The 13,310-nt window shown below is 41.7% G+C and carries 13 protein-coding genes; 4 read left to right on the top strand and 9 right to left on the bottom strand.

What is annotated here, in order from left to right; all coding sequences use genetic code 11:
• Nucleotides 1-11 precede the first annotated feature (11 nt).
• Nucleotides 12-713: a hypothetical protein gene (locus BN8899_RS08055; protein WP_065219030.1), complete on the top strand. Its 702-nt coding sequence runs from the start codon at nt 12-14 to the stop codon at nt 711-713.
• A 307-nt stretch (nt 714-1,020) separates the two neighbouring features.
• Here the strand turns inward: BN8899_RS08055 and BN8899_RS08060 are convergent, their stop codons facing one another.
• The 4 genes from BN8899_RS08060 to BN8899_RS08075 all read right to left on the bottom strand — a co-directional run bounded on the left by BN8899_RS08060 (nt 1,021) and on the right by BN8899_RS08075 (nt 2,924).
• Entirely contained in the window at nt 1,021-1,410 is a 390-nt protein-coding gene (locus tag BN8899_RS08060) for a hypothetical protein (protein WP_065219031.1), read from the bottom strand.
• Nucleotides 1,411-1,519: 109 nt separating this feature from the next.
• Nucleotides 1,520-1,954 (bottom strand): YdbT family protein, encoded by a 435-nt coding sequence (locus BN8899_RS08065; protein WP_065219032.1) that lies wholly within the window; start codon nt 1,952-1,954, stop codon nt 1,520-1,522.
• A 53-nt stretch (nt 1,955-2,007) separates the two neighbouring features.
• Nucleotides 2,008-2,466 carry a hypothetical protein gene (locus BN8899_RS08070; protein WP_065219033.1) on the bottom strand — a complete coding sequence of 153 codons (459 nt, stop codon included), beginning with the start codon at nt 2,464-2,466 and terminating at the stop codon, nt 2,008-2,010.
• On the bottom strand, nt 2,463-2,924 hold the full coding sequence (locus BN8899_RS08075; protein WP_018338061.1) for a hypothetical protein: 462 nt from the start codon (nt 2,922-2,924) through the stop codon (nt 2,463-2,465). The genes BN8899_RS08070 and BN8899_RS08075 overlap by 4 nt, the downstream gene beginning before the upstream one ends.
• A 207-nt stretch (nt 2,925-3,131) precedes the next feature.
• Here BN8899_RS08075 and BN8899_RS08080 point away from each other — a divergent pair, with 207 nt between their 5' ends.
• Nucleotides 3,132-4,973 carry a hypothetical protein gene (locus tag BN8899_RS08080; RefSeq protein WP_065219035.1) on the top strand — a complete coding sequence of 614 codons (1,842 nt, stop codon included), beginning with the start codon at nt 3,132-3,134 and terminating at the stop codon, nt 4,971-4,973.
• 16 nt (nt 4,974-4,989) lie between these two features.
• On the opposite strand, the gene BN8899_RS08085 is transcribed toward BN8899_RS08080, so the two are convergent.
• Genes BN8899_RS08085 through BN8899_RS08100 form a run of 4 tightly spaced genes read right to left on the bottom strand, consistent with a single transcriptional unit; the run spans nt 4,990 to nt 8,673 of the window.
• The gene (locus tag BN8899_RS08085; protein ID WP_065219036.1) at nt 4,990-6,714 is read right to left on the bottom strand and encodes an O-antigen ligase family protein; all 1,725 of its coding nucleotides are present in this window, start codon (nt 6,712-6,714) and stop codon (nt 4,990-4,992) included.
• Nucleotides 6,701-7,558 carry a TlpA family protein disulfide reductase gene (locus BN8899_RS08090; protein WP_065219037.1) on the bottom strand — a complete coding sequence of 286 codons (858 nt, stop codon included), beginning with the start codon at nt 7,556-7,558 and terminating at the stop codon, nt 6,701-6,703. Before BN8899_RS08090 ends, BN8899_RS08085 begins: the two co-directional genes overlap by 14 nt.
• 57 nt (nt 7,559-7,615) lie before the next feature.
• Nucleotides 7,616-8,278, bottom strand: coding sequence for a bacteriocin fulvocin C-related protein (locus BN8899_RS08095; RefSeq protein WP_065219038.1), 663 nt, complete (start codon nt 8,276-8,278; stop codon nt 7,616-7,618).
• Nucleotides 8,279-8,289: 11 nt separating this feature from the next.
• Nucleotides 8,290-8,673: a DUF1573 domain-containing protein gene (locus tag BN8899_RS08100; protein WP_065219039.1), complete on the bottom strand. Its 384-nt coding sequence runs from the start codon at nt 8,671-8,673 to the stop codon at nt 8,290-8,292.
• Nucleotides 8,674-8,907: 234 nt separating this feature from the next.
• Between BN8899_RS08100 and BN8899_RS08105 the strand changes: the two genes are divergently transcribed.
• Nucleotides 8,908-10,257, top strand: coding sequence for a sensor histidine kinase (locus tag BN8899_RS08105; RefSeq protein ID WP_065219040.1), 1,350 nt, complete (start codon nt 8,908-8,910; stop codon nt 10,255-10,257).
• Between the two features lie 4 nt (nt 10,258-10,261).
• Nucleotides 10,262-10,966: a response regulator transcription factor gene (locus BN8899_RS08110; RefSeq protein WP_065219041.1), complete on the top strand. Its 705-nt coding sequence runs from the start codon at nt 10,262-10,264 to the stop codon at nt 10,964-10,966.
• Nucleotides 10,967-11,377: 411 nt separating this feature from the next.
• Here BN8899_RS08110 and dnaG read toward each other — a convergent pair whose 3' ends face one another.
• Nucleotides 11,378-13,306, bottom strand: a complete 1,929-nt coding sequence (gene dnaG / locus BN8899_RS08115) for a DNA primase (protein WP_018338051.1) — start codon at nt 13,304-13,306, stop codon at nt 11,378-11,380.
• Nucleotides 13,307-13,310: the final 4 nt, after the last annotated feature.

A 13,310-nucleotide genomic window follows, 5' to 3' on the forward strand; every position in this document is an offset into this window, starting at 1 on the left:
CGACCCCTATTATGGTTCAATTTTGGATAGCGATACAGAAACTGGTACAATACAACATCAAGATCATCTTCGGGAACAAATTCCTGTACTTCATGTTGAGTGCCCTCGTGTTCTTTATCATCACCGTGGTGGTGTACCTGTTGGGTGACGACGAAATCACGCAAGCCACCGCCTACAAAATGCTGATGCTGCCGAGTATCCTGCTTGTCTTCTACCCGATGTGTTTCGGGCTGCAAAACGACCAGGATGCCAAAATTGTCGAGATCATCTTCGGTATCCCCAACTATAGCTACAAAGTATGGTTGTTCCGTCTTCTGATCTCGTACATTCTCTGCTTTGTCATCACGTTCGTCCTGGCAGTGCTCACCGACCTCGCCATCGTGTCCATCCCCCCGATGAACCTGACCCTTCAGGCAATGGTTCCCGCCCTCTTTATCGGCACGCTCTCCTTCATGCTGAGCACCACCATCAAGAACGGCAACGGGACCTCCGTGGTCATCATCATCATCGGGCTCATCCTTTACATGATGGACAACAGCCTCGGTGTCAGCCAATGGAACATCTTCCTGAACCCCTACGATGTTCCCGTTGACAAGAACCCGCAGATATTCTTCAACGCCGTTTTCCATTGCCGGGTAAACATGTTGATCGCCTCAACCCTCTTTATCATCATCGGACTGAACAACACCCGTCACCGGGAGAAATTCATATAATAAAAAATGCCACTAAATGTGGCATTTTTTATTACATATCTGCCATGGATTACATCAGAAACCACCAGTTCCGAAACAGCCATTTCGGAAACAGCTATTTCTATATTGCAAAAATATAACATTCCTTTCAGCAATATCTTTGCCAAGAAGCCAATAATACATTTTTAATATCATATACACGATCGTGAGAATTGCAATTTTATTTCAATAAAGAATTTAAATACTCATCTGTAACCTCCATCACAACTACCTCTTTCCCTTCTTCTTTACATCTCTCTACCCAATCGTTACCAGCTTTCAGATTTTTTTATAATATTGAAAAAAGATTCTCTGAAATATTAATTTCACGCGCATCTTTCAACGAACAAATATTTTTGCCATCTATTGTTTTTACATGACTATAAAACCGGTATAGCACAGCCTTCATTTTATTAAATTCATCATTTTCGTCAGCTGACCTACTTAATGTATCTATGCTCGAAGAAAGAACTTGAACATCTACATCCAAATAAATTTCCTTATCAAGATACTTTCTTACTTGTTGTCCATCAGTTTTCACTTCCTGCACCATCAAGATCAAGTCTTGCGACTCTTTCGTTCCACAGCCACAAAGGAAAACGATCATAGTAATAAATAACAATTTTCTATTCATCAAATACATATCATTTCTACATTCTAAATAAATCATACCGTTCATTTCACTTCTTTTCCATGCCAACATCCTTCTTGGAAAAGACATTTCTCCCATTTATGATACCAAATATAACCATTCCTCTCAAAAAAACAAATAAATATCCACTCGCAACCTATTCGACTTCAACCGTCACTCCTTCTGCTTTAATGGCATCAATTAAAGTGAAGTAATCCCCGGTATCGACAAGGGCAAGCGTGTATTGCCAGAATAATCTAGAGTTCTTTTTAGTAAACACCCTCATGTATGGATATCCCTGGTACCATTTTATTCTCACTTTTACAATATCCACATATCGAATTTCTTTCTTCCAAAACGGATAAATCCCATTTTTTATTATCAACTCATTATTTGTCAAAATAATATAGAAAAATCGGGATATTAATATGTGTACGATACACGACAAAAATATAACCAAAAATAAAAAACCGGGAACATTAAATTCAACACTAAAAAAAGTAGGAATACCCAATAAAGTAAAAAGTATTGCAAAAACTTTCACCTCAAATATAGCATCAGATTTCCTAAAAGAGCAACGAAATATCTTCATATTGTCATTAAATTACGGTCTTAAACTTTCATTCATAAATGTACACGCCAACCTCACGAGTACACATCCATACCAACCACATCAACTTCAATACCATTTTCTCTTAAAGATGCTACCAATTCCGACAAATCCTTACGCCCTACACGATCCAAATAATAACGCCAAACCAGTTTTGTTTTACCTGTTATTATCTGCATATAAGGTATTGCATTTCCTCCATGATCAACAATATTTATTCTCTTTATATCCTTGAAATACACCTTCTTTTCACGAAATGGGAAAATAGTATTTTTCACGAACAAAACATCATCAAGTAAAATAACATAGAATTCTAAAAACAAAACCATACAAAAAGGAAATGAATAGGCTATAAATACTATTTTCACCATTTCCAAACACGAAAGACCTTCTGCAATACCTGACGGAATAACTAATAATATTAAATATACAAATCCTATAACAGCGGGAAGTCCGAAAGCAGTTTTCCAAAAAGATTGACGATACACTTTCATAACAAATGAACAAGATTTTTAGTTTCAACATTCACTCCTTTTTCTTCAAGCATCGGTACCAATTGGCTATAATCCTTAGGATCAACGAAATCAAGAATATACTTCCTATTGTGCCTTTTACTTTCTCGAACAATCACTTGAATATAACAAACACCTATAACACCAGCCTGTTCTATATACACTTTTTTTATACTACAATAATAAAACCCTTCCCTCCAAAAAGGGAAAAATCTGTTCTTCACAACTAATTTATCATCCGCCAAAATGAGATAAAAACACCGTATAACAATCCCCACACCCCCGACAATATAAATAGTTACGAAATAAAGCCATACCACCAACGACATTTCCACGTCATAAAGCAAATACCCGCCTAACAACAAAAGAAATATATAACTTGGCAAAAGACCATATTTAAATGTACATGTTTTCCAAAAAGAACGACGATATACTTTCATAATTCAGGTTTATCTTTATAAATACGGGCATAAACATCAAGCCCTTTCGCTCCTGCTTGTAAAAATATAACTTTTCCCTCGAATAAAAGAAAAAAAAGGTTGCGAGTTGCTCTTCCGAAAATAAATGCAACTCGCAACCTATTCGCAACCTTTTCACGCGGATGATGTCCCCGAAATTGTTTACTTCGCGGTAAAACGATTTATGCCATGAAACGAATATACACCTGTATCATCCTGATCGCCCTCTTCTCCTGCCAAACCCGAAACGAGGCGTTAGAAACAGCCCTGAAACTAGCGGGCGACAACAGGGGTGAACTCGAGAAAGTCCTTGACCATTACTCCCGAAACCCCGCAGACTCGCTAAAACTGCAAGCCGCCGAGTTCCTCATCGCCAACATGCCGGGGCACTACACGCTACAAGGCAACCTCATCAACGAATACCGGGCAAAAATAGATGCAGACGACACGACTTCCTATTTCGCAAAGAAAGCCCTTGACATCTCGCTAAGCCAAATCGACCAAATACGCCAAGTTTCCCACAAAGAAGAAGATGTGGAACACGTCAAAGCAGATTTTCTCATCCGCCACGTTGACGCATCCTTCGAGCGTTTATACAAATACCCGTGGCTCAAAGACATTCCATTCGACCTTTTCTTGGAATACATCCTACCCTACCGCTTCGAGAACGAACGACTGGATTTATGGATAGATTCCGTACTCATTTCCGATGATGACTTGCAACTCGTCAAATGCCAAGACGACACCAAACACCTTGTAACAAAATTATCCGCCTACTCCTTTCCCTCCCTATCCTTGAACAACGCCAGCAGACAACTCGTACACGAAATATTTCACCAAAATATATATTTGGACTGCTACCATAGTGCGCTAAAAGAAAATCTCAGTTACCACCTACCAAGTCTTCCTTGCGCAATCGACTGTATCCCGCACTATGCCAATCGAAACGGCTACCACTATTGGATTACAATGCTCTCTCCCGAATCTAAAAACACAGAAGTACGAGGCACCACCGACCGTAAAGCAACTAAAATTTATCGAAAAACCTATTCACGTAACAAAATTCCCCTCTCCGAAAAAGGAGAATATATTCCAGACTTCTTCTTGAATCCCTTTTTCAAAGATGTCAGCGACCAATACATGCACACCTCGGATGCAACCGTCCTCCCCGCAGAACAATCCTCCAAACAACCATTTCATGCTTATTTATGCGTGTTTAACAATCTCTCTTGGCTCCCCGTTGCCATCGAAAAATTTCAAGAATCCAAAATCAAATTTAAAAACATCGGCAAAAACCTTGTGTACTTGCCTGTCTACTACCGCGGAAAAAAAATGTCCACCCTCAACTATCCATTCGTGTTCACCCTAAAAGGTGAAACGAAATATTTAATTCCAGACACCAATCAACGGCAAAAAATAATAATCAAAAGAAAATACCCGTTCACCAAAGACTTGTATTTCTATAACCAAAATTCAAAAAATATTATCATCGAGGCTTCTAACAGCAATGACTTTCAAATTTCAGACACCCTACTTTCAACACTTTCTCCTCTCTACATCACCCACGCCCGAGGGCAAATCGAAACAGACAAAAAATTCAGATATTGGCGCATCTCATCCCCTTGCTTTATATATATAGCAGAATTATCTTTCCTTGATAGCCAAGGGAAAACACTAAAAGCACAAACAGATACTCCAAAGGATTCTTTAGCTTTCGACAACAATCCCCTAACTTACGCATCACTCGACCACGATAAACAAATGATTATTGATTTCAACACTCCAACCCACGTATCAAAAATCATTTGTTTACCACAAAGCGACGGAAACGGAATCTACCCGGGAGATGATTATGAACTTTTCTATCACGACTTAAACGGTTGGAAATCCCTCGGACGACAAATCGCCACGGATTACATTCTCGAATACAACAACGTTCCACGAGGAGCCCTACTTTGGCTCCACAACCACACCACAGGCATCGAGGAACGGATATTCACATACGAGAATGGAGAGATTCGATTTTGGTAAATAAAAATAACAACGTCTATTTTTCTCTAATCCTTTTTAATGCATGGGATTTGATTTGCGTAACCGTAAAAGAAGGCACCTTAACCGGCTTCTCTGCTATAATTCTAGCGTATTCATACGCTTTCTCTTTATAACCTCGCTTTTCCGATAAAAGCATTAATTTATAAATCGGCATAAAACGGTTCGGACACATATAACTCGCGATAACCAAATCGTTTTCACCATCATTATCGTATCCCATTTGGATATTTATATCCGCCGATAACAATTGAGTATCCATATCATTAAGAAACGCTTGACAAACCTTCAATTCTTGTTTACTCTCCTGATAGTGTTCCAATTCAAAGAGTACCACGGCATAATTATAATGAAAATAAGGATTCCCATACAAGATATCGTACAATTTTTCATATTGTATAATGCAAGCGTCACTCTTTTTCAATTGATTTTTCGCAACTAACTGTTTCCATTTCACTTCTCCATAAATATTTTTAGATAAATAATAAACTGAAAATAAACCAATCAATACATTTACCACAAACAAATAAGAATATCTCAATCTACAACAAACAAGAATTTTTCCTTGTTCCATATAAGCTCCAATAATCACCAAACACAACCACACATACACATAACGAAATGGGTACGAGAAAAAAGAATTAATTCCTAAAGCCAGCAATAATGAAAAAAGTATTCTATTTCGGGAATTCAAAAAACATTTACTATTTTTCCAATACCAAAAAACAACTAAACCTGTAAATAACACCCCCAACAAACCGCGTTGAATCAACAAACGCAAATACTCGTTAAATGGATTATTCACATTATCAGCAAGGAACTCGAAGTGTCCATTTTCATGCCCTTTGAAATAATTCGCTTGAGAAAACATATATTGAGCAGTAAAGCCATGCTCCCCATATCCAAAATACGGTCTTTCTTTAAATAAATCCCACGTGCATCTCCAAATAAACAAACGCCCGTCAGCAGAATCCTTCTTCACGAAATACAATCCGGCTATAACGCATATACACAAAAAAATAAAAATCAGCCGACTATATCTATTCAATCCTCGTAACTTACATGTAAACGAATTCCAATAAAAATAAACAACTCCCCCTATACATGCTAGATAACTAGCCCTCGAGCCGGAAAGTATTAAAGCGAACAAGAGAAATACAAGTAAAATGCAAGCAATAATTTTTAGCCTGCATCTTCGCAATTGCATCAAGTAGAGCGTAAAAAACACACCACAAACAAGTGTCGCCCCAAAACCAGCCGGATTATCAAAGTATCCCGCAACAGGCAATGATTTCCCCGTAAAAAAATATTGATATATTCCCAATAATGCCTGTCCGAAAGTCGAAACACTCACAATCCAAGCAATTCTCGAGAAAGGAGTCAAACATTTATTAGTTTGAAGTAAAATATACAAACAAAAAAGAGCATATAAAAACACGAGAAAACCTATCGGAACTTTATCAAAAAAATAAATATGAACAAAAAAATAAATACCCGATAGCAACACAAAAAACTCTCCCCATGCAACACAAATGCTACAATACAACTTTTTTAAAGACAGAAATGAAAACACAAGACACCCAACAATCGTCGTCAACACAAATGCATATTGCTGGGGAGAATTCTCTTCTTCCACAAATAAAGAGGAACGCAAGAAAAGCGTAGACACACTAACTATCCAAACAATTAATTGTATGCAGAATCTTTTCTTATTCATTTTCATGTAACAACCCTTTCAAGAATCGCTCTGCCCCGCCACCATCACCGAGATAAACGATACGCCCCTCGGGAGAAATGACAAGATAAGTAGGAACACCAACAACACCATACCGTTTCATCATTTCCGAGTCACGCACCACACGCACCGGAACCTGGCAACCATGTTGGCTTGGCAAAAGATAAATATGACGTGCGATCTCTTTCTCGTGCACATTCAACGCATAAAATTCAACCCTGTCATTCTCCTTGAATTTATCAAAAAACTTCTGATACTCGGGAAATTCACGAATACAATACCCGCAACGAGTATTCCAACAATCTAACACGTATATCTTTCCCGCATTTTCACCTATCACGAGCGTATCCGTTTCATTCTCCAGCAAAAGAGGTCCCGATAATGGAATATCCATCCTGCCCGAGAATGTTCCATAGGAAAGATACCTCCGATAACCGTCATATAAATAAGGTATATTACACAGCAATAACAATGCAAGTACCACAATAAAAACACGGCTAACCCTATTCCCCTTTACCAAAAAAGCTCCCGACAGAATACCTAATAAACGAATACATTCATCCAAATATCCCGGGATTAAATAAGATGGTATTCCGTCGTTAGCAAAGTTTATAACATACAAGCAATAATAGCCACTCAAAGCCACCGGCAACAACTTCCTGAACCGTATCCAGGAAAATTTTCTGAACCAAAAAAATGTCAAAACAAAATACACCAAAAAACCTACTATCGCACTGAGGCTAAAATCAATTCCTCTCAAAGAAAAAGTCAGAGCCTCCGTCAATAAATAAATGCCCCCCGTTAACACGAGTATTTTAATTTCTTTCTTCATAACTAATTATTTTATTCTATACATGTACGGTGATAATATCACCGTACATATCTCATTTTAAAATCCAGAACACAACCCATCACAGGTATACCGCATCAAAGTTCCACATCCATCGCGTTTATTGCATGCCATAATCGTTTCACAAAATCCAGACTGGCACCAATCACTACGCGTACTACAAGAACAAGAAATTTCCGAAGATCTTTTAATTACAGCCAAACTTTCAATCGGGAGATCCAATTCTCCTTCTTTATTCTTCACTTTGTAACCATTGGTAATAATAGCGGCAATCACACTCTTTTCCCATTTCAATTCCTCTTGGGCATAGCATATCCATTCATACTGGAATTTGTCAAATTCGATAAAGTCTGTCTCATCTTCATCAATGTCTAATTCAAATACATATTGATTTGCTTTGACATAGTCACATAATACTTTCAAATGATCTTTTTCTTTCTGGTTCCAATCCAATTCCAGTACCTCCTCTAATTTTTCAATCCAGAAATCTTGTTTTTGTTTGGAAGTAAAAGCTCTATAAGCAGGAATTTGATATTCCATTTCTAGCTTTTTCCATTCACTCCGGCTTAAAAGTTGAATATCTTCCATATTATCAATCACCCAATCATTCAACTCTTCGTCACAACTATACATTAACGGTTCTTGGCAAGAACATAAACCCAAACTCACCAACACTGCGAACAAAAAAATAAATGTTTTCATAACTTCAATTCTCATTTAATAAATGCAAAAATACGAATAACCTCTAAACGATTTTTAGCATTACTATTTACATAAATACTTTTAATAATTCGACCTACTTTCTTATTAGCATCCAATGTAACCTTAATTACCGCATTTTCTCCCGGTTTAATAGGTTCTTGGGGATAATCTATGGCTATACAATTACACGATACATCTATTTTAGTAAGAATAAGAGGCGCATCCCCTGTATTCTGTATCTTGAATTCTACCGTGTATTTTTTACCCTCCTTTATCTCTCCAAAATCATGCTTTTGCTTTTCGAAAGTAATTACCGCTTTTTTACCATTTTCCTGAGCATAGCCCCCAGGAAGCAGCATCAAAAAACTTAATATTACAATACAAATCTGTTTCATTTTTCAAATATTAATTCTTTACACATTAAATCAAAAATATTTTCACATTTAATACTTCGTTTAATCGCACCTCCTTCCTTTTTTTAAAATTATTATTATCATTTCACATCACAAGTAATAGCTTCCACTCTTAACAATTATTTTCAGTATAAAGATCTAACTTTTCTCCCGCGAAAAAGAAAAAAAAGGTTGCGAATAGGTTGCGAGTTGCATACCTTTGCAAAAAATAAACTTATGGAAAACAAATCGAAGTCAATACTATATATTGTTTATACCATTATTGGTTTGTTGCTATACAATCAAACGATCCATTTGCACCAACTCTATCAACACCAAAAAGCACAGTATCAACACACCCTAAACAATAACATCACAAACACCATTCACGTGTTTCACTTACAATCTGCCAACGAAAATAACACGTACAGTTTCAATGCGGACATCCATGAATTAAAATTTTCCATTGACAGCAACTACTCCACATACACATTACCCCCGAAAGAAGATACATACGCTTTAGCGGAAACAGCCTGCTATGACATCCGAGACACTAAACGCTGGACATTAAAAAACTTTTACAATTACCTCAAAACAAAAAACGATTCCACCCAAATACGAATAGCCTCCCTGCAATTCACCCTCACAGACAGCGCAGGAAACATCAAAGAATCTTACCCAAATATCGTGCAATCACTCCCCGCCCATCCCGAGTATCGCGACACGCTAGGGTACCTTACTCGTGACATATTATACGCCACGTACAACTATCCATTAACTCATCTCTCCTCTGCAACTTTCCTACAAATCGCCACGACCCTCTTCATTACCCTCTTGCTAGCATTCTGCGTTATTCGCCTCTACATGAATTACCACGACGAGAAACGGCAACGGGAAAACCAAAAAGAATACATCGACAGCATCGTCCATGACTTGAAGCATCCCGTGGAAAACCAAAAATACCTGTGCTACCTGTTGCCGCACCTCTCTAAAGAGGAACAAATCGAACAGGCGGAAAAAAACCGGCAGGAACTGAACAACATGCTACACTCCATCAACCGGATGCTACTCCGGTCCACCGATGCCCACGGCATCGTGCTAACCCCGAAAACGTTCAACTTGCAAGAGATGCTCGAAACGGTCACCGCCCCCGACCGTTGGAACACTCCGCCGGACAAATCGTTCCACATTCGCCTCCATTTCAACACCCCCGACCCAATGATCTCCGGCGACCCGGACTTCCTGCAAGCCGTGTTCCAGAACCTCATCGACAACTCGCTCAAGTACTCGGGCGAAGAAGCGGAAATAGACATCACCTGTACTGCCCCGAACGACAAACACGTAGGAATAACCATAAAAGACAACGGTCAAGGGATTCCTCCCCGGGCATTACGCCACGTCTTCGAGCGCTACCACAGGGCACAGCACCAGGGCGACAAGAAAACCAAAGGACACGGGCTGGGACTCTACCAATCCCGCCAAATCATCATCGCCCACGGGGGTAAAATCAACGTCGACAGCACTCCCGGCAACGGTACAACCTTCACCATCACCCTACCTAGAACAACCAAAAGACAAAAATACTAACCCCATGGAACGCCAACCGAAAAGCCATACCCGTGTACTCTACGCCGAGGATAACAAACGAACCGCCGAACTCGTGCAAAAAATACTCGAACTGCACGGCTACTCCGTCGAAATCGTTCCCGACGGGAAAGCCGCCTGGAGTGCCTACCGTCGGGAACGACCGAACATTCTACTTCTAGACCTTGACCTACCCGAGGTCAACGGGGTGGAACTCACCCACCTCGTGCGGGCAAAAGACCCCGAGACACACGTGATCATCTACACCTCGCACGGCGACCGGGAACACGAGATAGACGCACTGGACGCAGGAGCCGACGAATTTTTCAGCAAAGACAAAGACGCCGAATTACTGGCACGCCACCTCAACAACCTTCGCGACCGCATCACCAAAGAGATAAAACAACCACACTCCTACCGGCTTTCGCCCGTGACCTCCTACAACAGCGCCTCCCGCGTATTGATTATCGGGGAAAAACAGACTCAACTGCCACCGACCGACGCCCGCTTCCTGCAATTGCTTTGCGCCCAAAACGACGAAATCGCCGCCCGCGATTATCTCATCCAGGGCATCTGGGGAAAAGCCTCGCTCGGCAAGGATTCCGAACTGAAAAAATACGCCAGCCGGGTACGCAAAGCCCTCGAAACCGACCCCTCGCTACAAATCAAAGCTCAAAACGGGGGATACATCCTCCTCCACTCCGAACAGTGACATCCCCTGTTTCCAACTCTCCCCCATAGACCATCTTTAAATGGATTATTTCAACAACATCTTCTCGTCATTATCGCCGTTTCCCAACACTTCATGCCGAGAACAGTGTGATGTCCTGCCGAAAACCTATCCTAATAAAATATCAATAGGGTATGAATTCCGGTCTACTTCCGTTTATCATATTTTAATAGCCCTATATAAATCCTTTATGAACGCTATTATATATAGCGTTCGTATAGGGTTCATATAGGGTTCCTATAGCGTTCATGACGGAAGTGAACCGGAATTCACACGGAAATAATGCCATATTCAGACAGGACTTCCCACCGTCTACTCATGGAAATCACCATGAACAACAGGTCGCATGCCACCTAAACCCCACGAACTTATCAAATGCTATAATGTACTGATTTAATGAATACCGGTGCGCCCGAGTTTCTCGTTCAGTTTACGGCGAATGGCGTTGATCGTGTTTTTGCGCTTGAGAAGGTCGATAATCTGCCGGGGATCGGGGTTATTTTGCGACTCGAGGATGCGATTGTCAATCTCCCGCGAAAGCATCTCCACTCTTCGCATCTTGTAATTATCCAGGATTTTCGGGAGAAGTTCGGCGAGTTTCATTTGCTCGGTTTCGACGTAATTATCCATCTTGTACCAGATCTTGCTCAACTCGTAGGGCTCGCTCAGGATATTGGCGGCGACGGTACTGATCTTGATATCCGGGTGGGCAATGAAATGGCGTGCCGGGATAAAGGAAGGCGACTCATATTGCTGCTGGTACTCGGTCTGGATGGCACGGAAAATCGGGTTTAAGAGTTCGAGATCGTCCTCTGCCAGTTCACGGACGATGAATTCACCCACGGAAACACTACGCATGAAACCGTTGCGTTCTTCCTCGTACAACTCGTTGTTGCCGAACAACAGCATATAGCGGATCAGCACGCTCTCTTCCAGGTCGCAGGGAGTGGCTCCCCGCGCTGGAGTTGCAACGGAAATCTCGGGAACGACGGCAGTCGGATGCTTGGAGGTTTGTTCCTCGTTTTTCAGGCGCACCTTGGCAATCTCGGTATAAAGTACACGTTCCTCCACGTCCAGCTGGTGGGCGGTTTCCCGCACGTAGACGGAGCGGACGATATTGTCGGGTATCTTGGCGATACTTCGCACGATGTCGGTGATCAAGCGGGCACGCTCCACGGGATCGTCACCGGCAGTACCTAACAACAATTTGGTTTTGAAGTTGATAAAGTCGGTTTCGTTGTTCGCGATAAAGTCCGCCAAATCTCGCGTGGTGTGGCTTCGAGCGAACGAATCGGGGTCTTCCCCGTCCGGCAACAACAATACCCGCACGTTCAACCCTTCTTCCAGCACGAGGTCTATCCCGCGGAGAGAAGCTTTGATACCGGCGGCATCCCCATCATAGATGATCGTGACGTTGGGGGTCAGGCGGCGGATCAGGCGGATTTGCTCGATGGTAAGGGAGGTACCGGAAGACGCCACCACGTTCTCGATACCCTTGGCATGAAAGGAGATAACATCGGTGTATCCCTCCACGAGGATACAGCGGTCTTGCTGCACGATCGACTTCTTCGCGAAGTAGATACCATAAAGCGTTTTGCTCTTGTGGTATATCTCGGACTCCGGGGAGTTGAGGTATTTCGAGATCTTTTTGTCGGCAGTCATGGTACGCCCGCCGAAAGCGATAACCTTCCCGGCAAGGTCCTGCACGGGAAACATCACGCGGGCTCGGAAACGGTCGAAAAGTCCCCGCTCGTTCTCGATGGAGAGCCCCGTTTTCACGAGGAATTCCTGCTTGTAGCCCTTTTCCTGTGCCGCCTTGGTGAAAGCGCCCCACGCCTCGGGATTGTAACCCAAGCCGAACTTGCGGATCATCTCGTCACTGATCCCCCGCTGGCGAAGGTACCCCAGGCCGACGGAGCGCCCCTCGTCGGTGTTCCAGAGCTGGTACTGAAAGTACTCGTTGGCGTAGGCGGAAACAATGAGCATACTTTCCCGTTCCGTCTGCTCCCGCCGTTGCTCCGGGGTGAGTTCTTTCTCCTCGATGGGAATATGATATTTCTCGGCAAGATATTTCAATGCCTCGACGTAAGACATCTGCTCGTGTTCCATGATGAAATTCACGGCATTGCCGCCCTTCCCGCAACCGAAGCACTTGTAAATGCCTTTTGCCGGGGAGACGGTGAACGAACCGGTCTTCTCGTTGTGGAACGGACATAAGCCTAAATAGTTCACTCCCCGCTTCTTCAAACTCACGAAATCGGAAACTACCTCGTATATATCCGCTGCATCAAAAATTTTCTGTATTGTAGCCTGATCAATCATACGA

This window comes from Butyricimonas sp. Marseille-P2440 (assembly GCF_900091675.1).
Taxonomy (GTDB): Bacteria; Bacteroidota; Bacteroidia; order Bacteroidales; family Marinifilaceae; genus Butyricimonas; species Butyricimonas synergistica.

Bases quoted from the DNA above. Each gene is read 5' to 3' on its own strand.
- BN8899_RS08070 (WP_065219033.1), bottom strand. From the start codon at position 2,466: ATGAAAGTGTATCGTCAATCTTTTTGGAAAACTGCTTTCGGACTTCCC.
- BN8899_RS08110 (WP_065219041.1), top strand. From the start codon at position 10,262: ATGGAACGCCAACCGAAAAGCCATACCCGTGTACTCTACGCCGAGGAT.
- BN8899_RS08055 (WP_065219030.1), top strand. From the start codon at position 12: ATGGTTCAATTTTGGATAGCGATACAGAAACTGGTACAATACAACATC.
- dnaG (WP_018338051.1), bottom strand. From the start codon at position 13,306: ATGATTGATCAGGCTACAATACAGAAAATTTTTGATGCAGCGGATATA.
- BN8899_RS08075 (WP_018338061.1), bottom strand. From the start codon at position 2,924: ATGAAAGTATATCGTCGTTCTTTTTGGAAAACATGTACATTTAAATAT.
- BN8899_RS08095 (WP_065219038.1), bottom strand. From the start codon at position 8,278: ATGAAAACATTTATTTTTTTGTTCGCAGTGTTGGTGAGTTTGGGTTTA.
- BN8899_RS08065 (WP_065219032.1), bottom strand. From the start codon at position 1,954: ATGAAGATATTTCGTTGCTCTTTTAGGAAATCTGATGCTATATTTGAG.
- BN8899_RS08105 (WP_065219040.1), top strand. From the start codon at position 8,908: ATGGAAAACAAATCGAAGTCAATACTATATATTGTTTATACCATTATT.
- BN8899_RS08090 (WP_065219037.1), bottom strand. From the start codon at position 7,558: ATGAAGAAAGAAATTAAAATACTCGTGTTAACGGGGGGCATTTATTTA.
- BN8899_RS08085 (WP_065219036.1), bottom strand. From the start codon at position 6,714: ATGAAAATGAATAAGAAAAGATTCTGCATACAATTAATTGTTTGGATA.
- BN8899_RS08100 (WP_065219039.1), bottom strand. From the start codon at position 8,673: ATGAAACAGATTTGTATTGTAATATTAAGTTTTTTGATGCTGCTTCCT.
- BN8899_RS08080 (WP_065219035.1), top strand. From the start codon at position 3,132: ATGAAACGAATATACACCTGTATCATCCTGATCGCCCTCTTCTCCTGC.
- BN8899_RS08060 (WP_065219031.1), bottom strand. From the start codon at position 1,410: ATGAACGGTATGATTTATTTAGAATGTAGAAATGATATGTATTTGATG.